Below are 21,430 nucleotides of genomic sequence, written 5' to 3'. Positions count from 1 at the left end.
ACCGATTGATATCTTTAACTGAGGCCGTGCGGAGTAGAAAAAGAAAACATTTTCATCACGACCAGCCCCTCACAAATAAAAACTCGCTAAGGTCTATCGATAATTACTCATTCCAAGCCAAGGTTCTCATAAAATGAACACACTTTCCTAACAAAAATTTCATTTGAAATATAATTTTTTTTGTATTATATTTAATAAGTAATAAAAACGTCATTCGTCTGACTATTCAAAACAAAAGAGGCGGATTTTCGAAAGGGGTTTACAGTTAATGAGTAAAATCGATCGAGAAGCCATCGTGAATAGCGTTCCACAAAAAGGATTTTTCGGCCATCCAAAAGGATTGTTTACGCTATTTTTTACGGAATTCTGGGAGCGTTTCTCATATTATGGTATGCGTGCTTTACTGCTTTACTATATGTACAGTGAAGTTGTAAACGGTGGTCTCGGCATGGATGAAGGAACAGCTAAATCAATTATGGCTGTTTATGGATCATTAGTCTATATGTCTGGGATTATCGGTGGATGGATCGCCGACCGCTTACTAGGGACACAGCGCTCGATATTCTATGGTGGGATTTTAATCATGGCGGGACATATTGTACTAGCTTTACCAGCTGGTGTAACCGCTTTATTCATATCCATGTTTCTCATTATTATAGGAACAGGACTCTTAAAACCAAATGTTTCTAGTATCGTTGGTGATATGTACCATCGAGAAGATAATCGTCGTGACGCAGGCTTTAGTATATTTTATATGGGAATCAATATGGGGGCTTTCATCGCACCATTTATCGTCGGAACCTTAGGACAAAAATATAATTACCATCTCGGTTTCGGAATGGCGGCAATTGGGATGTTAATAGGTTTAATCGTTTTCGTTGTGACAAAAAAGAAAAACTTAGCCCTTGCTGGGACTCAAGTTCCAAACCCATTAAAGCCTGAAGAAAAGTCTCGCGTCATAAAAAGAATCGTCGTCGGACTTCTCATTATTATCGGCCTAGGCTTTATAACGATTCCTACAAATATTTTAACAATCAATCGTTTTACAATTTTAATCAGCTTGTTAGGAATTATTATTCCAACTGCATACTTCATTGTTATGTATCGTAGTGAAAAAACGACAAATGTAGAAAAATCACGTTTACTTGCATATATTCCACTTTTCGTAACATCTGTTTTATTCTGGGCTATTTATGAGCAAGGGGCGATTATTTTAGCGGAATATGCTGATAAACGTACACAACTAGAAATCTTTGGAATACAATTACACTCATCATGGTTCCAATCACTTAGTCCACTATTTGTCATTACGTTAGCACCAGTATTTGCTGCGTTATGGATTAAGTTAGGCGAACGGCAACCATCAACAACGCGTAAGTTTTCATTTGGGTTATTCTTTGCAGGGCTATCATTTATTATTATGATTGTACCAGCTTTTATGTATGGAACAGAAGCACTCGTTCATCCGATCTGGTTAACATTAAGTTTTCTATTAGCAGTTATTGGAGAACTATGCTTATCACCAGTCGGTTTATCAGCGACTACAAAATTAGCACCACAAGCGTTTTCAGCTCAAACAATGAGTCTATGGTTTTTATCCAACGCCGCTGCCCAAGCACTTAACGCACAGCTTGTAAAACTATATACACCTGAAACGGAAATCTTTTACTTCGGATTAATTGGTGGAACAGCAGTGGCTCTCAGTTTCTTATTGTTTGCCATCGCCCCTAAAATCCAAAAGTATATGATTGGTGTTAAATAAAATCTGTTAGTATTTCTCAAAATAAAATAAGTAACGCATTATATAGATAAACATCTTTGGTTAAGCGGTTTTAACTCTTGATTTAATAGAGTTAAAAACCGCTTTTTCTTCTTTCAGCAAAGTTTTATCGTATGTCCATGCGCAAAAAAACATATCAAAATTTACACGCTCTTTTAAACAAACCGAGCATGATGTACAATCACCAATAAATTAAATGATGCAGTAACTCCCCTTTATTAACAATTATTTCCTTAAGTCGATTTCTATGCTATGATAATTGTTAATAAAACAATTGAGGTGACCGTGTGGGTAAGCGCGTTTTCATTATGATGAAGATAGTAAATCATACCAAGCGTTTTCTGAATTAAAGCAGTTACATGTCGCTAAAAAAGTCCAAATCGAACAAATGGCTGTTATTACGAATACTTTTGATAAAAAGCTAGAAATAAAAGACTTCATGGATATGACGGGACCAGATAAAACATCTCGGGGTAGTTTAATCGGTTTACTCATAGGCATTTTAGGTGGACCAATTGGGATGTTATTAGGATGGGTGTCAGGTACAATGATTGGTGCCTCAGGTGATGCTAGAGAAGTACGTGATGCGATGTCGGCTTTTGAGCAAACGTTATCAATGATTTCTCCAGGAAAAACTGGATTAATGGTAATCGCTACTGCTGAGAGCCGTGATACATTACAAGACTTAGCCTACGATGACATACAAGGTGGTAGACTATTACAACTTGATTTAGAACTCGTTAAAGAAGAAATTGAAAGAGCACGTCAAACTGAACGCGAATTACAACAAGAAGCGAAAAAACGCTGGCTTGATAAAAGCAAGCATATAAATGAAGATAAAAAATAATACATCTTTGACACTTAACAAATTGATGATATAATGAAAATAATCTAATAAATAAACTTATCAAGAGTGGTGGAGGGACAGGCCCAGTGAAGCCCAGCAACCTCGAATGAAGGTGCTAATTCCTGCAGCAAGAGCTGAAAGATAAGATATGGAAAAAACCTCTTTCATGCTTTGCTGAAAGAGGTTTTAGTTTTGTCATAGAACTATGTTTTTCTCATATAATGAATTATTAATATTTAACTCTTATCAAGAGAGGTGGAGGGAATAGGCCCGGTGAAACCTCGGCAACCTTCAGTTTTTATCTGAAACGGTGCTAAATCCTACTCGTTGGGATATCCCAACGAGAAAGATGAGAGGGTAACAATCATTCTGTTAAATTCCCCTTTCATCTATACGATGAAAGGGGTTTTTATATTATTTATAAGGGGGATAAAAATGAGTCAACAAACATTGAAATTCGACACATTACAAGTTCATGCAGGTCAGGAAGTTGATCCAACAACAGGAGCAAGAGCAGTGCCAATCTATCAAACGACATCGTATGTCTTTGATAATGTGGAGCATGGAGCCGATTTATTTTCATTAAAAGAAGAAGGCAACATTTATACGCGCATCATGAACCCGACAACTGATGTGTTTGAAAAGAGAATGGCCGCATTAGAAAATGGAATTGGCGCACTCGCTCTTTCATCAGGAGCAGCTGCGATTACGTATGCGATAATCAACATCGCAGGATCTGGTGATCATATCGTTTCAGCAGGGACGTTATATGGAGGCACATATAACTTATTTTCAACGACGCTTTCGAAACTTGGGATTCATACGACATTTGTTAATCCAGATCATCCAGAGAACTTCAAACATGCCATCACCAATAAGACAAAAGCATTATTTATCGAAACGATTGGTAATCCAGGTATTAATTTAGTTGATATTAAAAAAATTGCCGATATCGCACACGAACACCATATTCCACTTATCGTCGATAACACATTTGGTACACCTTATTTAATTCGCCCCATTGAATATGGTGCTGATATCGTCATTCATTCAGCGACAAAATTTATCGGCGGTCATGGAACATCCATTGGTGGGGTCATTATCGATGGTGGAAAGTTCAACTGGCTTAATAATGAAAAGTTTCCAGACTTTAATAAACCAGACCATAGTTATAATGGCCTAACATATGCAAAAGATGTTGGTGCGGCTGCCTTTATTACGAAGGCACGGGTACAATTATTACGTGATACGGGTGCAGCTTTAAGTCCTTTTCATTCTTTCTTATTTTTACAAGGATTAGAGACATTATCTCTTCGCGTAGAAAAACATGTCGCAAACACGAAAAAAATCGTGCGCTTTTTAAATGATCATCCATTCGTATCATGGGTGAATTATCCGAACTTAAAAGGAAATAAATATTACGATTTAGCTCAAACATACTTTCCAAAAGGAGCTGGTTCAATCTTTACATTTGGCATTAAAGGTGGGGTAAAAGAAGGTAGCCGCTTTATTGAAGCATTGAAACTCTTCTCACATCTCGCTAATGTTGCAGATGCTAAATCACTTGTCATACATCCAGCAAGTACAACCCATGCACAATTAAGTGAAGAAGAGCAGTATCAAGCTGGTGTCACACCTGATATGATACGTCTTTCCATAGGTATTGAAGATGCTGATGATTTAATCGCAGACATCGATCAAGCATTAAAAAAAGCAGTCAAAACAGATGAATGAAAAAGAGGGTGACGGCGTGACGTTATATCTTAATCCACATCTACAATCCATTAAGCGGTTAAAACAACAGAGAATCTGTATCAAATATCACGGGCAGCAAACAAAAGAAACCATTCGCATATTAATAGTCAATCTAATGCCGAACAAAATAGATACAGAGTTTCAATTTCTTTCGCTTATTGGGAGCTTGTCGATTGACATAACAGTAGATTTTATAAATATGGCAAGCTATAGACCGAAAAATACAGACTACGCTTACTTAAATAAAGCGTATAAAACATATAGAGATATCAAGAAATTAACATATGACCGTGTCATTATTACTGGTGCACCGCTTGAATTTATCCCTTTTTCTCAAATACTTTATTGGGAAGAACTGAAAAAAATATTTGCATTTGTCCAAAACGGTGCGACTTCTACCTTATATATATGTTGGGCAGCTATTGCAGGATTATATTACCATTACAATGTCAAAAAACGAATGACATCGGACAAAGTATTCGGTGTTTTCTCGCATACAATAAAGCGACCACACGATTTATTAACTGGATTAAGTAACGGATTGTTGATGCCTCATTCAAGATATGTCTATTTAGACGAAAGAGCTATACAAGAAATAGAGCAACTTGACATACTCATTCATTCAACTGAAGCTGGTGTCACACTTGTTAGCTCTAAAAATAATCGCCATCTTTATTTAACAGCACATCCAGAATATGAAAGAGATACGTTACAAAAAGAATATATGCGCGATAAAAAACGCGGCATAAATATCAAACCACCTAAAAATCATCATCTAGCAGGTAATTGGGAAAATCACGCGAAACAATTTTTTTATAATTGGATCGCCTTATAAATAAGAAAAAACACAGAGCGGTAACAGAAGCTCTGTGTTTTGCTTTTTAAAATCTAACTCAATGACTTTATACCGAGTCGATATGTTACAGCTAATGCGACTTTATGTAATCCTAACATGAATACACCAGCCATTATTTGGTCATACTTTGTATTAAATGGTGGCGGTAATAACGGTGGAATATAACCATTTGACGGGATACAAAGATGTGTCGTCAATTGTGAAAAAAACGGATTCGGTACACGACCGAACCAGCCACTTGCGATAAAGAATAGACAGGCTGGCATAATAAATAGACCACTGATCAGCGCGTACTGCTTCATCTGCTGATGATCCAATCGCTTATGACGGTTGGGTGAAGCGATTGGCCACCACATACGAAATGATAATACAAATAATACAATTATAAATAAACGTTGACCATAAGCATACTCAGACAAAATCATTAAAAACATCGGGATGTGATAAAGTAAAAATAAAATTGAAAAAGCAATCAAAGCCCGGAGTGGTGTAATCATTTTGGCTATTACTTGTATAACAGGGACACGTTGGATCGTAATATACAACTCGTATGGTATACCGAGTAACATCATCGGTGGAATAATAAAGAATAAAATGCTCATATGAATCATATGAAAACTAAACGACAAATAACTAAAAGGAACAAAAGGACTTCCAATCATCATATAAAGCAAGACAGTACCACCAACGAAAAGTAATAACTGTAGTCGATATAATCGCTTTTTCTTATTTGTTCCGCGATACAACGGAAGCGTCTTGCGACTGTTGAATCGATAAAATAAAATTAACATGAATAAAAGAATCCCTAACAAAGGCAAATTCCATGTTCCCTGCCCATGAAGTAATGCCGTGACCACACTTATCACACCCTTTATCATATACTCACATAGTACCACACCTTTTATCACTATGATAAAGAAAGAAGAATTATTCACAAACATGTTAAAATCACTTAGGGAATTTATAACATATAATACAGCATAGCAGTTGTATCTAACGATTAGCACTTACTTATCTTGATTCATCTCAATGAATCGTTTCAATATATGAACAGCTTGAACAGCATCATTTAAATCCGTCCATTCTTTCGGATTATGACTTATACCTGATCGGCTTCTCACAAATAACATGGCAATGGGGACTTTTTCTCCCATAACCATCGCATCATGACCAGCACCACTTGGAAGATAAAATGGCTTAAGTCCTTGTTCTTGAACCACCTCAGCTAGTAAGCTTTGAGTCTCTTGTTCAATTGCGATAGGTTTCACTCTCGATGTTTCATGACAGTTAACAGTCATTTGATGTTTGTTCGCAATTTGATAAGCTGCTTTAATGATATCATCTACAAGTTGATCCCTCGTTTCTTGATAAATATCACGAATATCAACAAATAATGTTACTTTGCCTGGAATCACATTCACACCATTTGGCTTAATCATTTGTCTACCTACCGTTGCAACGGCTGAAGAACTAACCTGACTTGGCAATTGATTGACATTTAATATAAATTCACTGGCGGCTAGGAGAGCATCTTTTCGATGATTCATCGGTGTATTTCCTGCATGACCTGCTTCTCCTACAAACGTTACTTCCAACCAACATGGTCCGGCGATACCTGTAACAATTCCACATGGCAAATCTACTTGTTCTAAACGCTTTCCTTGTTCAATATGTAATTCAACAAATAAATCCACGTTAGATAAATCACGTTTCGCTTTCGAAAAAGTGTCAACAGATAGACCCACATTTTCAAGTACTTGTCTAAAACTGTGCCCCATTTTATCTTTCTGTTTTATTTTTTCTTGCAAATCGTAGTTTCCTACGATGGCCTCACTACCATTCAAACCACTATCAAAACGTGCGCCTTCTTCATCAGAAAACACGATAATTTCAAATGATTTTCTTGGTTGATAGCCTGTTTTACGCCATGCTTCAACAACTTCTAAAGCAGAGACAACACCTAATACGCCATCAAAATGACCCCCATTTGGGACGGAATCAACATGTGAGCCTGACATAATCGTTCGTTCATTTTGGCTCGTACCTTCCAAGCGACCGATTATATTTCCTGCGCCATCTTGATAAACATGAAGACCTGCTTCACGCAACCATTTTAAAACAAGTAATTTAGCTGTTTGTTCTTCTTTAGAATATCCAGGACGATTGGAACCGTAATCAGTTGTTAAGCCAATTTCTGAAATAGCATGTAAACGTTCAGCAAGACGACGCCCTGACACCCCAGCTCGATCTAATATGGAATCATAGTTAGCCAATAATTTTTCTTGCAAATTAAATGTCATGAGATCACACTCCTTATTAGAAAAATTAAAAGCAGGAGGGAAAAACTTCCCTCCCTTACTTTTCCTTAACAAGAGCCCAGATAATATGACAAGGTTCATCTCCTGTATTAATAGCCCAATGTTTCTCTTCAGCAGGAATTAAAGTTGCATCAGAAGTTGTGACTCTATAAGGCTTTCCACCACTCTCACCTTCAAGTGTCCCTTGAATAATAAATGAATATTCATTCTCACTATGGCAAGAAACACCTTTTTCTGGAACACGTTCGCCTGGATTAATCGTAACAAACCCGAATTGAATACTTAATTTATCGGACTCCTGTGCAAATAAATGCTGGATGCCGTCTTGAACAAACACTTTTTTTATATCCATATATATCCCTCATTTAGCTGTTTTACGTGCAGGTAATTCTTTATATTCAAATGTATCTGGATCAATCTCTACCCCAAAAATCATGCGAGCTTCTTCAATGGTAAAGTATTCATTTTTCACATCTTTGACCACTTTTTCAGCTGGGCGATTTAACGGATTACCATACCCACCGCCAGTTGCAGTCATCAATTTTAATACATCATTCTTATGCAAAGGATAACGTGGATAGACTCCAAACGGTCCTTCTACCTGACCGTCACGTCTGTGAACGAAAAATTCATTCAGTGACCCTTTATGCCCACCATTAATTCCCCATGGATGAAACTTATTTCGACCGTATGTGATCGTAGCGGATTGATTGTCAGTCAATGCACGATATGAGCGAACAACACCTCTTCCACCAATAAATTCACCTGCGCCTGCACCATCTGTTCGTAAACGATATTCATCAATCAAAACGCCATACCTTGTTTCAGCTACTTCAACGGGTACGTTATATGTTTCACCATCAAGAACACAGAATTGACCACTAGCACCATCTTGGTTTAATCCACCGCCCCAACCACCAGCAGAAGGCTCAACAATTAAAAATGGTTCATCTGTATCATGATGGTTGCCCGATAACGTTACTGAACAGACAGATAATAAATGTGCTGCAGCTAATCGATTTGGTAAATGGGGAGCTAAAGCTTTCCAGACCAGATCAGTACATCCTAACATTGTTTCAAAATAGTTAGAAGTTGGTGCTGGACGTTTAGCTGACATAATTGAACCTTCATCAGCTAACACTTTTAACGGTCTAAAAGCACCATCGTTGACATCTTGATCAGGATTTGTAATTGCGAGAAAAATCGTTCGAATAGCCGAAAGTAAGCCAGTATATGACGTATTAACAGGGCCTGGCACTTGTGGACTACTCCCTCTAAAATCACAAATAAATTCATCATCAGTAATGGTTACTTTTACTTGAATCGGAAATGGACCGTTACCAATTCCATCTGTTTCAATATAGCCCTTAGCTGTAAACGTTCCTTTTGGTAATTTTTTCAATTCTTGTCTAGAAATTGTTTCCCCGTGATTTAATAAATATTCAATTGCTGCTAAAATAGATTCTTTGCCATGCTTATGGCATAATTCCTGTAATCTTCTTTCACCTGTTTTTAATGCGGCGACTTGTGCCCACATATCACCAAGCGATAAATCAGGAAATCGAACATTGGCACGTATCATTTCCACAATTGCATCATTTACCTTACCAGCTTCGAATAATTTAATACAAGGAAATTGTAAACCTTCCTGATAAATTTCTGTTGAATCATTTGTAAATGAACCAGGATCTTTTCCACCCACTTCTGTCCAATGTGCCTTATTGGCAGAAAAAGCAATCAACTCTCCTTCATAAAAAATTGGCATCACGAGTCCAACATCAGATAAATGTGATCCACCACCACCATAAGGGTCATTAATTACGATGATATCTCCAGGATTTAAATCACCTTCCTGTCCATACTTTTCAACTGTTTGCTTAACCATTGTTGATAGCATTCCAATAAAACCTGTCACACCATTCCCTTGTGTCAATAACTGGCCTTTTGCATCAGTTAATCCACTGGCGTAATCGAGAACTTCATAAATGATCGGGCTCATCGATGTTTTTGCAAGTGCTATAAACATCTCGTCACCAACAGCAAGTAAAGAATCTTTAATTATTTCTAGTGTAAACGGATCTACTTTTGTTTGGGCTGACATTTAATTCTCCTCCAATTCAATGATTAAGTTCCCATATTCATCAACTATTAACTCTTGTCCTTCATATACAACTGTAACGGCTGATTTTTCTTCAACAATTGCCGGACCATCGACCGAGACATTAATTGGCAACAATTCACGCTGATAGACTGGTGTATCAACCCAACGATTCGGATTTTCAAAATAGACTTGACGAGTTTCAATATGAGCATCTTCTATTGTCGATTGACGGCTAATTTTGCTAATCTCTGGCTTATCTATCTTTCCAAATGCCGTTACATGTAAGTTTACTATTTCTACTTCTGTATCATCTAATCTAAACGTAAAATTCTTTTCATGCAGTTCATGAAATGCTTCAATCACCTTTTGAATATGTCCTGTTGACCAATCACCTTCAGGAAGCGGAACTTTTACAGTATGTTCTTGTCCTAGATAACGCATATCTGCAAAATAGTGAAATTCGACATCTTCTTTCGCTATGTTTTCATTAGCAAACTGAGCAAAAGCAACTTTCTCAATCTCTTCCCACTCCGCCAATATCTCTTTTGCTTGCAGGTTTCTTAATCGTTTAATATATGTTTTGATATAATCATGTCGAAGATCTGTCATTAACATGCCCCATGCTGAAAACACAGGAGAAGCAATTGGAATAACCACCTTCTTCATTCCTAATTCTTTTGCTAAAGCTGTCGCATGCATAGACCCACCGCCTCCAAAAGCGACCATCGTAAAATCTTGTGGATCATGACCTCTTCGAATTGAAATAAGTTTTAGAGCGTTTAACATATTAGAGTTTGCCACGCGAATGATGCCAAGTGCGGCTTCCTCTACAGAGATACCGAACGGTTTAGCTATCTTCTCTGCCACAGCTGCTTTTACCTTTTCCAAATCTACATTATAATCGAAATTTTTGGCGGAAAGTCTTCCTGTCAATAGATTCGCATCTGTTGTTGTCGGTTCCTTCCCTCCTTGCCCATAAGCAACTGGACCTGGCACTGCACCAGCAGATTCTGGTCCTACCTTTAAAGAACCAGCACTATCTAACCATGCAATAGAACCACCACCATTTCCAATTTCAACAATGTCCACAACAGGGACTTTAATTGGATATCCAGCATTACGGTCATCTTTTTCTATATAATAATCAGTCGAAATCTTAACTTCTCCATCTTCTACTAACGAACACTTTGCTGTCGTCCCACCTATATCAAAGGCAATAATATTTTTCTCACCAATCAAATTCCCTAAGTATGCTGCACCGTAAATTCCAGCTACTGGACCTGATTCGACCATATTTATAGGTACTTTCTTTACTTCTTCAAATGTTGTTGTACCACCATTAGACTGCATAATATAGTTTTTACTTTTATCATTGTATTCAGTTAGTTCCCGTTGTAGCTGGTTAATATATGTTGTTGCAGTTGGCATCACGTAGGCATTTAATGCCACTGTGTTTGTCCTTTCATATTCTCGCCATTCTTTTGTCACCTCATGCGAGGCAGTCACAACTACTTCTGGCCATAACTCTTTAATTTTCTTTACTGTTTCTTGCTCATGCTTTGGATTGACATAAGCATGTAAATATGAAACAGCAATTGCTTCGACATTTTCTTTTTTAAAATATTTTACAATTTCTTCGACACCCTGCTTATTTAACGGTGTTAAAACTTCTCCCTTATAATTCAAGCGCTCTTCTACTTCTTGACGTAAATAACGCTCAATAAAAGGCTCTGGTTTTTGATAGCGAACGTTAAATAAATCTGGTCGGTTACCACGAGCTATTTCTAATACATCTCGAAAACCTTTAGTCGTAATAAGTCCTGTTTTCGCACCTTTTTTCTCAGTTAATGCGTTGATAATCACAGTTGTACCATGAATAAAGCGAGAAATAGCTCCAATATCTACTCCACTTTCTTTCAGAACATTGATAACGCCTTTTTCAAAATTAGGTGGTGTTGTATGACTTTTACCAATACCAATTTTTCCCTCATCATCTACATAGACTAAGTCTGTAAATGTTCCTCCAATATCTGTTGCTACTCTCATTTCCTATTCATCCTTCCTAAATTGTTCATGCTATTTCTATTTAAAAAATAACTGGAGTTAACACACTTAATAAAATACATGGTTCTTTTCCTGGATTTTTCCATACATGTGGCTGATTAGAAGGGAAATGAATTGAATCACCTTCATTTAATTGATATTTCACCTCATTAATCTTAAAAACAATAGTACCTTTAATCACATAATAAAATTCCTCCCCTGGATGTGTGTATGGTTGTGAATATGTTTGACTTGGTGGAATCGTCACTTTCATCGGTTCTAGCTTCCGATTTGGAAAATCTCCAGCAAGTCGTACATGTGTAATATCTGAACTTTCTATTTTAAAAGGCTTTTGCTCTTTTTTAAGAACAGTATAATTGTGATTTTCAATCTCATTGAAAAAATCAGAAATTTTTATTCCAAAAGCATCTGCTATTTTCTTCAATGATGTAATCGCTAAAGATGATGTGCCACGTTCGATTTGTGATAAAAAACTAACTGACAAACCTGTTTGATCACTAAGATCTTGCAATGTCATGCCATGTTTTAATCTTAATTTCTTAATTTTGTCATGAATAATAACCATATTTACTTATTTAATTACAGTATAATTAAATATTTTTCACTCCTACTTTATTTTTTATTATAATAACATAAACTTTTCAGAAATAAAAGTATCATACATATATTTTTTATATTTGATAACTTATCTATTTTTATTAGTGTTTTAAAAATAGGTATTACAGAAAAGAAAAAACTCCCTCATCAATTGAGGGAGCTATCATATAACAAATAAATTTAGCCCGATTTTTTATTTAATTCATTCATTTAACTCGCTTCTTCTACGCCCGCCCCTGAGTCATCATCTTTTCGACGCTTTAATGCTAATAATATACCAGCAATGAAAATAGTGATGAAAATACCAACGAGTGAACCGTAGAAAGTAGGTTTATGCTCAAACCATTTCGTAAGCGCACTTTGCTCAGCGATTTTGAATTCGAGATTTTTTACGGTTGTGTTACCCGCTATATCTTCGGCTTCAGCTGTAATATGATAGTTTGCGATATCACTCATGTTGATACGGATCTTTGTCGGTTTACCGTCTGCTGTTTTCTCAATAATCTCACCTTCAAGCACATCGCCATTATTTGTAATTGATGTAAGCCAATCTTCTGGGTTCGTGACACTTACTTCTACTTTTACTGGATGATGGTATGTTTTATCGTCTTGAACACCGGTAATTTCAATTTTTGGTGGTGTCATATCAATGATAAATTCAAATGATTGACGTTCTATATTACCCGCTTGGTCCTTGACCTCGATATAGAGAACGTATTTTCCATCTTTCTCAATTGGATCACCAAGCTCATATGGCTCACCATTTAATGTAAGAGCAATCATTTCATAATCACTTAATTCATTGAAAATCTCAAACTCTGGGATCATCACTTCATTAAAATACTTTCCATTAATTGGTTCTTTAAAAATGATTTTCGGATTTGTTTGATCAAGTGTCATGTGTACTGTTTGCTCTGAAATATTATCTGCTAAATCGGTGATGACCGCTTTTAAAGAATAATGCCCTTCAGCTTTAATGTCTTCACTTAATTCATAGTCACCAGCATTATTTAACCGTGGTGTCCCACCAAACGGGCGCATGTTTAATGTAATTGATGTTCGTTTCTTATCTAAATGTTTATCAGAATATGTCACAATCGGTGAGATTTTCTTGTTAAAAAACCCTCCCTTAAGTGGCTCGCGTAATAAATGATGAATGTGTAACTTTGGCTTCGTTGTATCAATCGTGAAACTAACTTTCAATTTCGTCTCATTACCTGCCTTATCACGTGCAACGACATGATAGTTATACGTCATTTCTTTTGATGCGACAGGGATTTTCCCTGCAATATTCTTTCCACCATTTAACGTCACAGAAACGATTTTATCATCAGATTCATCTAAGACAAACTCGGGTGTTATCACTCGATTAATATATTCACCATCTTTGATGACACGATTTTCCCCTTTCACTTTAGGGGTAATTTTAGGTGCTGTCTTATCAATCGTGAAGGAGATCCGTTTATTATCACGATTACCTGCGCGGTCAATAGCTTCAACGAAAATTTCATAATCGCCTTCTTGACTAAACGTGTGAGCTAATGACGCAATTGAATCTGAATAACGGTTATTCGTTATGGAAAAGCCACCGACAGAATAATGTTGACCATTACGTGTAACACGGATTGTGTTTTTATCGAAATTAACATCTTTAATCGTCACTTGGACTTTCTTATTCGTATTATAATGTTCGCCATTTTGAACACCGGTTATATCAATGACAGGTTTTTTCGTATCTATTGTGAAAGATTTTTTAACCTTTTTAGCAACATTACCTGCTCTGTCTCTAGCACTGATTTGGATCGTGTAATACCCATCCTCATTAAAGTCATATCTTAAAACAGATGACGTACGGGCTATACGCCAGCTCGGACCACCACTGTTTTTCTCTACAAGACTTGTAATGTCTACACCATTCTTAGTTACTGTAAAATCGACTTTATTTGTTTTATAGTTTGCTTCATTTACACGAACCGTTACATGACGTTTCCCTGAATAATAAGCTCCATCTTTCACACCATCGATTGATAAAGCTGGTGCTGTTTTATCAATGATAAATGTTATTTTTTTCGACTCTGCCGCGTTTCCTGCCTTATCTGTTGCTCTTAGTTCTACCGTATACTCACCTTCAGAAGCAAATGTATATGTTAATGTCGCTTTTGTTTTTGATATGGACATGTTTCCGACATGAACATGTTCCAACTTACCTGTAGAACGATTTCGTTTCTTCACCGATAAACTTGTCTTGTTTGGATCTAAATGTTTATCTGTTACTTCAAAAGTCACGCGCTTGCTTTCGCGATAATGTTTGATTTCATCCGTATTTTCGATACCACGAATAGATAACTTCGGCTTGACTTGGTCAATTGTAAATGTAACAGTGTCTTGTGATTTATTACCAGCGTCATCTATCGCTTCTACTTCTAATGTATACGTACCATCATGGTTAAAAGCAATCGGTAGTTTGGATACTTTCCCTTCATTTATCCACTTATATTCTGGTTTCACACCATCAGGCGTTGTCACACGGACTTTAACATTATTTTTCTTATAGTTATGTTCCTTCACCGTAACGGTAACTGTTTTTCCTGTATTGTTATAGCGCTGAACTTTCGAAAGGGAGATATTCGGTTTTATATTATCAACTGTAAAGTCAACATGCTTCGTTGCTGTTCGTCCTGCTTTATCTTCTACTTTAACCGTTAATTTATAATCACCGTCTTTATTGAATAATCCCTTCTTCAATTTAAATTGATAACGGTTATCTTTATCTGGACCAGACCACTCACCGACATCACTTCCGCGCCATGTTTCACTGTTACCATTTAAATCAGTATATGTTACAGTGACCGATTTTGACTTCACATGTTTTTCAATGACATCAATTTTTATGAATTGATTTATGCCTTGTTTATTAATATGCTCTTTTGTGACATGATTTTTAATTTTATGCTCGAGGTTAATTTTTGGATCAACTTTATCAATCGTAAAAGTAACCGTTTCACGTGCTGTATTTCCTGATTTATCTTTTGCAGTCACTTTAAGCGTATATTCACCATTTTTACTAAATACGTGGGTCAATACTGCTTTTTGACCTTTGTAATCAATGACTTCCGGTATATCATAGGCTTTACCGTCTCGAGTCGCATCAATAAGAACTTCATCTAAATTGTTATCTTCTATTTCAATTGTTACTTCTTGTGCAGTTGGATAATGCTTCAAGTGTTTTATTTGTTGACTTTGAGCGTCTTTAATCGTAATCTCTGGCATATCTGCATCAATCGTAAATACCGCTTTTTGCTTTTTCCCTTTATTTCCTGCTTTGTCTGTTGCCTTAATCGTTATTTCGTAATCGCCATCATCTGTGAATGTATACGTTAGTTCAGACTTCTCGGTCGATTTCCACCAATTATTTCCATTCGGATGGTTTTTCACGACTTTATCGGTTATATCTTTACCGTCTCTTTTAACTTGAAAATCGACTTGGTTTGTTTCGTAATATTGTTCTTCAACCACAACCGATACTTTTTGCTTATCGCGACTATAACGAACAACATCACTAATATAGAGTTTTGGTGCAGTTTTATCAATTACAAATTCAAGCCTTTTAGTAGATGGTTGATTATGAGCTAAATCTTGAGCAACAATCGTTAATTCATATGTTCCTTCTTCAGAAAATGTGTGTTTCAAGATTGCTTTATTATCACCAAATTTAAGCTCTCCAACATCATATGATTGACCATCTTTTTGCGCACTAACATATGTGTTCTCTTCATTCGTATCTAAATAGTCACCAATAATTTCAATCGTTGTTTCACGATCATGATCATAATGTTCACTATGATGGACCCCATTTACTTTAATCATAGGGCCTTTTGTTTGGATAACAAATGGAACCGACGTGACTGATTGATTGTTTCCTGCTTTATCCGTGACTTCGAGCTTTATTTTGTAAACACCATCTTCAACAAATTGGCGTGTCGCTGTATGAAGCTTTCCTTTTGAACTCCATCTCGAGAATTCATGTTGTTCCACAGCGGAAAATTCACCATCCAATTGATCAGCTCGTAAGACCGTTATCTTAGCTAAATCTGAATCAAAATGAAGCTCTTCTACATTCAATTGAACAACTCTCGAATGACTTATAATAAGCTTATCTTTGTTGTCTGATGGGTTTAGCGACACATCCCCACCATCGATATCTATCTTAGGAGCTACACGGTCAATCGTAAAGATTTCCGAGTGTCTTTCTACCATACTGCCCGCTTCGTCAACAGCATGTACTGTAATGTAATATTCACCATCTTTTTTAAATGTTAATGTTGATGTAAATTGTCCCGTTTCATTTTCCTTTAATGATGGAAAAACAAACGTATCAGATTCAACAAATCGGTTATACGCATTTTTTTCATAGACGATAATAGATGTTTGATCTTTCTTCAAATTTTCTTCATTAATTTGAACGGTAACCGTTTTTTCCCGTGAATAGTCAGCTTTTACTTCTTCACCATCCGCTTCAATTATCGCAATCTCGGGTGGCGTGCGATCGATTGTAAATACGACGGAAGTTAAAGATGTTGTATTCCCTGCTTTATCTTTAGCAGTTGCTTTTATACGATATGTTCCTTCCGTTTCAAACTGAACCGTTGCCTCATATTCACCATATTGTCCTCTAAATTGTGGGAATGTATGATCAGGATCTGTTTCCCATGTTCCGTCATTGCTTTTCTTTTCAACGATAACAGTTGTATTTTCTGTATCAAGATTGTTTTCATTAACTTTTACGGTTACTGACTTTTCTTCACTAATATCACCAATTAATTCCGTTTCACTTCCTTGAAGATAACTAATAACAGGTTTGGTTTGGTCAATTGTAAATGTTGCTGATAGTCGACGGTTATTATTTCCATGTTCTTCTTCTACTTCTATTTCAAGCTCATAACGACCATCTTCATCTAATGTTTTAGGCCATTCATATAGAAATTCAAAATCATTTATATCAATTTTTTTGGAATCTAATATTTGTCCATCTTTTTTCAACGTCATGTTCGCTGATTTCATATTCAAACTATTTTTTAACTGAAGGACTAAATCGACTGGATCGCTTAAAAACTTCTCTTCATCTAATTCAGCACCATTTGCTAACAGTGTCAACTTAGGTCCATGATTATTAATGAAAAAATGTATTTCCTTTTCACTCATATTTCCGGCCCGATCAGTGACTTGAATAAATAACTTATAACGACCGTCTTCTACCACATCAAGTGTGTATGTCTTTTTCTCATGATCTTCTGTTATATCGATGTTTTGTTTATTACCATCCTTTTCCAATTGGATAACAACTTGATTTGGATCAAAATGTGTCTCGGAAATACTAATCACGATATGTGGTGTTTGTGGTTCACCTTTACGATTCGGGATAAAAACATCACGATCACGTACACCAGTAACATTTATTTTTGGCTCTGTCACATCGCGATTAATTTTAAATTTGATCGTATTTTCTCCTGTACGTCTCGGTAACCCCCACGCATTATCTTCTGGAATGGTCATTTCAAATTCAAATGCCCCTTCAGATTTTAGCTTGCTTGTTGGGCTAGCAGTTACTCGGAATTTACCTTCAAATTGATTTGTTTTTTCATTTATTATTGGTTTTACGTCTGTATTTAGATTGCCACGATGATGTGGATAAATGCCTTTAATCGTGAAAGGCGCTCTTATTTCAGTTGGATTTTCATTTGTCTGTGATGTTCCTGTCTTATCGTTTTGCTTTGTTTCTGTTGCTACTTTCGCTTTACTTTCTGTTTGTTCTGAATTTTGTTTTCCTGTTGTTTTCTTCTCTTCTGTTGATTCTTTTGTCTTTTCAGCCTGTGTTTCTTCATGAGTTTCGGGATTATTAGTTTCGGCTAACGTTTGACGATCTTCTTGTTCTTCTTTAATCGCCTGTTTTTCTTCATCCAATGTTTCCTTATTTTTATTAGATATAGACTTCTTTAATGAATCACGATTTTCAGGTTCGGTGTTTGAATTGTTCTCATCACCTGAGTCTTCGGATGTGACATCATCAACTGGTTCACCTGGTGCTTCACTATTTTCATCAACATCTGCCTCTGTTTCACCTGGATATTCTCCACTTAAATCAACTACAAAAGACACCGAATCTTGATTCGTATACCAACTTGGTGCTTCGTTGTTAACATTCCACTCTGAATCGTTGAAAACTATTTTCATGTTCATTTTATCTGCTGATAAAACGGTCGTTGCAAATATAATTGCTGATAAAAAGACAATCATAAAAACAGAAATCCAAATCGCTTTTTTATTCTTTCTATACGTTTTTTTATACTTTAAAATCATCTCAGCCATGTCTTCTCTCCTTCCCTATTATATGATTTGAATGGACAATGATAATGTTTTTCTGGAGTATAAAATCATCCTCCGTTTCATCTAGTAGAACGGTTTCATCATCTGTTAAAAGAGTTGTTTCATCAGCATCCTCTAGTAACATCGTTTCATCGGTTTCCCCGTTTAACCATGTTGTTTCATCTATTTCTTCATCCAGGATTGCGGTTTCGTCTATTTCATCTTCTAATAAAGCTGTTTCGTCATGGTCTTCATTTGACAATAATGCTGTTTCGTCATTTGTCTCTAGTTGAGATGAATTAGTTTCCCCTGTTTCTTCTAGTAGCTCTGTTTCATCAAACTCATTTAAATAGGCCGTTTCATCTGGTTCCTTTGGACTTTTTACGCGATGTCCTTCACCTGATATTAGCGAAGATTTGGCCTGAGCTGATGCAGCCGTTTGAGCTTGAGCGTATTCAACGGCAATTGGCTTTAATGAAGCAGACTGACTCGTATTTGTTCCTGTCGTATATTGTTTACGAACCCGAATACTTTCAGATGTTTGTCTTAAGCTTCCACTCGTTTGTAAATGATATAAGTCCATTTGTTCTCGTGTTTTTTTTCGAACTCGAAGGCCTGTTATATCTTCAAACACTTCTATGATTCGAAGGCGGATAAATAAAAAGATTACTAAGGGAAGGGTAAGGGACACGCCGATCAATCCACCATAAAACATCATTTGATAAGTCACATAAGCCCCCCTATCGTTCTGATAATTGATTAAATCTTGTTTGTAATTTCTTAAATCCCTCATCTTTTTCTATATTTTCAATTTTTTCAGCTTCTTTCATTACTTGTTTAACTTTCGTGAGATTTGGCTTGTTCTTTTCTACCTCTAAATCTAATAACATATTGCCTAATTTCACATACGCTTGGATATTCTCAGGATATGTATGTATCGTTTTCTTAAATTGTGCTTCAGCTTCGGCGGTCTTACCCATTTCTTGCAAAATAACACCTATCGTAACCATAATGTCTTCTTTTTCCTCTTCGTTAACTTGATGTAATAATGCTTGATAATGTTCAATCGCTAATGAAAAATCTGAGTTTGATGCCTCTCTATCGATAACCGCTCCATCTGTTTGATAAAGTTGATCGAAACCACGACTGTAATACGACTGAGCTAATTTTCTTTCAAAGCTTAGCTCATACCAAGCACGTAATGAATCATCATCGATTAAGGATAAAGTTTTTGTAGCCTTTTCAATAATTTCAATTGCCTTTGTATTTGCCTCCTCGAGGTGTGCTTTATAAGAAATATAAATATTAACGAGTGCATGATAGTTTTCAATTTTTTTCACATCGTTGGGTAATGAATCGTTAAATATTTCAAAGGACGCTAATTCTTTTAGAAAATCATCAAAATTAATCTCTAATTGACTCATCGCTGTTGCTAGTGTTTTATAATACTTTACAGCGGGCACATCTTCTTCATCGATTTGTTTAAAATAATGTAGTGCTTGTTGATAGTCATTTTGATAATCAAAATATGTCATACCGACTTTATAGAGCACATCTTGATTTTTATGGGTGTTCCCGTATTTGTCTTTAATATACGTCTCAATCATATCGAGCCCTTCTTCAACTCTTTCAGTGTTAATAAAAATGTTGAGAAGGTTTATGTATGCTTCAGATCGTTTATGATCTAAATCTATCGCTTCTTGTAATAACTCGATAGCTTTTGCTTCTTTGTCAGCAACAACTTCTTGATTAGCTTGGTTTATGAGTCTTGTGTAATCTTGAAATAATTCCTTTTTCATCCCGTTATAACCTAGAACGGTCGATGTCGTAAATAATATTAAGAAGACTGATGGTATGATAAATTGCAACATCCGCTTGTAAAGTAACTTTTTATATCCTTCTGTCAATTTATCAATGTTTTCCAAGTCTATTAATAAATCTCTACATGATTGATAGCGATTCTCTGGTTCTGCCTGTGTACAAACACTAATAATATATTCCAATCCTTCTGGCAATGTTGGATTCCAATAACGAATCGGTTTTACTTCAAATGGTGGGTCATTAAGAGTCTTTCCAGTTACTAAATGGTATAGAGTCATTCCTAAACTATATATATCCGTTCGTACATCAGTTTGCTTTCCAGAGATTTGCTCTGGTGCTGCATATGCTTTCGTTCCTAAATTTGTCGTGTCGGTTGATTGCTCCTCTTTATACTCGCGAGCAATCCCAAAATCTATCAGTTTGATATGACCATCCGGCGTGAGCATAATATTATCCGGCTTCATATCACGGTATATAATCGGATTCGGCTGACGTGTATGTAAATAGTGAAGCACATCAGCTAACTGCTTCGCCCAATCAATCACATCATCTGCGTCTTGAATACCTTCACGTGCCATTTTTTCTTTTAATGATTCACCTTCAATATAGTCCATTACAACATATATATCACCAGAAGATTCAATGATATCGTAAATTCGCGGAAGAGCATGGTGATCAAGCTTTTTTAATAAATTTGCCTCAACGACTAAACTGTTTACCAAGATTTCATTACGAAATTTATCTCTCTTTCGAATATCTTTAATGACTAGAGATTTATTTAGTCGATTATCCATCGCTAAATAAACGACACTCATTCCACCACGACCGATTTCCTTTAATACTTCATATCGCTTATCAACAATATCACCAATCTTTAACACATCAATTCCCCTCCTTTTCTAAATCTATCTGTTGCTGCGCGATTTTG

13 protein-coding genes and 2 riboswitches are annotated in these 21,430 nt (G+C 36.1%); of the genes, 4 read left to right on the top strand and 9 right to left on the bottom strand.

What is annotated here, in order from left to right:
- Positions 1-268 precede the first annotated feature (268 nt).
- The 4 genes from HNQ35_RS01145 (at position 269) to HNQ35_RS01130 (ending at position 5,217) form a co-directional block, all read left to right on the top strand.
- Positions 269-1,762 carry a peptide MFS transporter gene (locus HNQ35_RS01145; RefSeq protein ID WP_146934903.1) on the top strand — a complete coding sequence of 498 codons (1,494 nt, stop codon included), beginning with the start codon at positions 269-271 and terminating at the stop codon, positions 1,760-1,762.
- A 406-nt stretch (positions 1,763-2,168) separates the two neighbouring features.
- Positions 2,169-2,627 carry a DUF1269 domain-containing protein gene (locus HNQ35_RS01140; protein ID WP_146934907.1) on the top strand — a complete coding sequence of 153 codons (459 nt, stop codon included), beginning with the start codon at positions 2,169-2,171 and terminating at the stop codon, positions 2,625-2,627.
- A gap of 54 nt (positions 2,628-2,681) precedes the next feature.
- Positions 2,682-2,775: riboswitch (SAM riboswitch) on the top strand.
- A gap of 92 nt (positions 2,776-2,867) precedes the next feature.
- Positions 2,868-2,983: riboswitch (SAM riboswitch) on the top strand.
- Positions 2,984-3,062: 79 nt separating this feature from the next.
- Positions 3,063-4,361, top strand: coding sequence for an O-acetylhomoserine aminocarboxypropyltransferase/cysteine synthase family protein (locus tag HNQ35_RS01135; protein ID WP_146934910.1), 1,299 nt, complete (start codon positions 3,063-3,065; stop codon positions 4,359-4,361).
- Positions 4,354-5,217, top strand: a complete 864-nt coding sequence (locus tag HNQ35_RS01130; RefSeq protein WP_146934913.1) for a homoserine O-acetyltransferase/O-succinyltransferase family protein — start codon at positions 4,354-4,356, stop codon at positions 5,215-5,217. Before HNQ35_RS01135 ends, HNQ35_RS01130 begins: the two co-directional genes overlap by 8 nt.
- 53 nt (positions 5,218-5,270) lie before the next feature.
- Here the strand turns inward: HNQ35_RS01130 and HNQ35_RS01125 are convergent, their stop codons facing one another.
- From HNQ35_RS01125 to HNQ35_RS01085, 9 genes are all read right to left on the bottom strand, one after another.
- A complete protein-coding gene (locus HNQ35_RS01125) occupies positions 5,271-6,095 on the bottom strand; it encodes a cytochrome c oxidase assembly protein (RefSeq protein ID WP_170226553.1) in 825 nt (274 codons plus the stop codon).
- A gap of 150 nt (positions 6,096-6,245) precedes the next feature.
- Positions 6,246-7,538, bottom strand: coding sequence for a Zn-dependent hydrolase (locus HNQ35_RS01120; protein ID WP_146934920.1), 1,293 nt, complete (start codon positions 7,536-7,538; stop codon positions 6,246-6,248).
- Between the two features lie 55 nt (positions 7,539-7,593).
- Entirely contained in the window at positions 7,594-7,908 is a 315-nt protein-coding gene (locus HNQ35_RS01115; protein WP_146934923.1) for a cupin domain-containing protein, read from the bottom strand.
- A 9-nt stretch (positions 7,909-7,917) separates the two neighbouring features.
- Positions 7,918-9,657 carry a hydantoinase B/oxoprolinase family protein gene (locus tag HNQ35_RS01110; protein ID WP_146934927.1) on the bottom strand — a complete coding sequence of 580 codons (1,740 nt, stop codon included), beginning with the start codon at positions 9,655-9,657 and terminating at the stop codon, positions 7,918-7,920.
- Positions 9,658-11,703, bottom strand: a complete 2,046-nt coding sequence (locus HNQ35_RS01105; protein WP_146934930.1) for a hydantoinase/oxoprolinase family protein — start codon at positions 11,701-11,703, stop codon at positions 9,658-9,660.
- 40 nt (positions 11,704-11,743) lie between these two features.
- Positions 11,744-12,286 (bottom strand): helix-turn-helix domain-containing protein, encoded by a 543-nt coding sequence (locus HNQ35_RS01100; protein WP_146934933.1) that lies wholly within the window; start codon positions 12,284-12,286, stop codon positions 11,744-11,746.
- Positions 12,287-12,528: 242 nt separating this feature from the next.
- A complete protein-coding gene (locus HNQ35_RS01095) occupies positions 12,529-18,684 on the bottom strand; it encodes an Ig-like domain-containing protein (protein WP_146934936.1) in 6,156 nt (2,051 codons plus the stop codon).
- Positions 18,677-19,411, bottom strand: a complete 735-nt coding sequence (locus tag HNQ35_RS01090) for a hypothetical protein (RefSeq protein ID WP_146934939.1) — start codon at positions 19,409-19,411, stop codon at positions 18,677-18,679. Before HNQ35_RS01090 ends, HNQ35_RS01095 begins: the two co-directional genes overlap by 8 nt.
- Before the next feature lie 10 nt (positions 19,412-19,421).
- The gene (locus tag HNQ35_RS01085; protein WP_146934942.1) at positions 19,422-21,383 is read right to left on the bottom strand and encodes a serine/threonine-protein kinase; all 1,962 of its coding nucleotides are present in this window, start codon (positions 21,381-21,383) and stop codon (positions 19,422-19,424) included.
- Positions 21,384-21,430 lie beyond the last annotated feature (47 nt).

Source organism: Cerasibacillus quisquiliarum (genome assembly GCF_014202495.1).
Classification (GTDB): domain Bacteria; phylum Bacillota; class Bacilli; order Bacillales; family Amphibacillaceae; genus Cerasibacillus; species Cerasibacillus quisquiliarum.
This window is presented reverse-complemented; position numbering and strand designations above follow the sequence as displayed.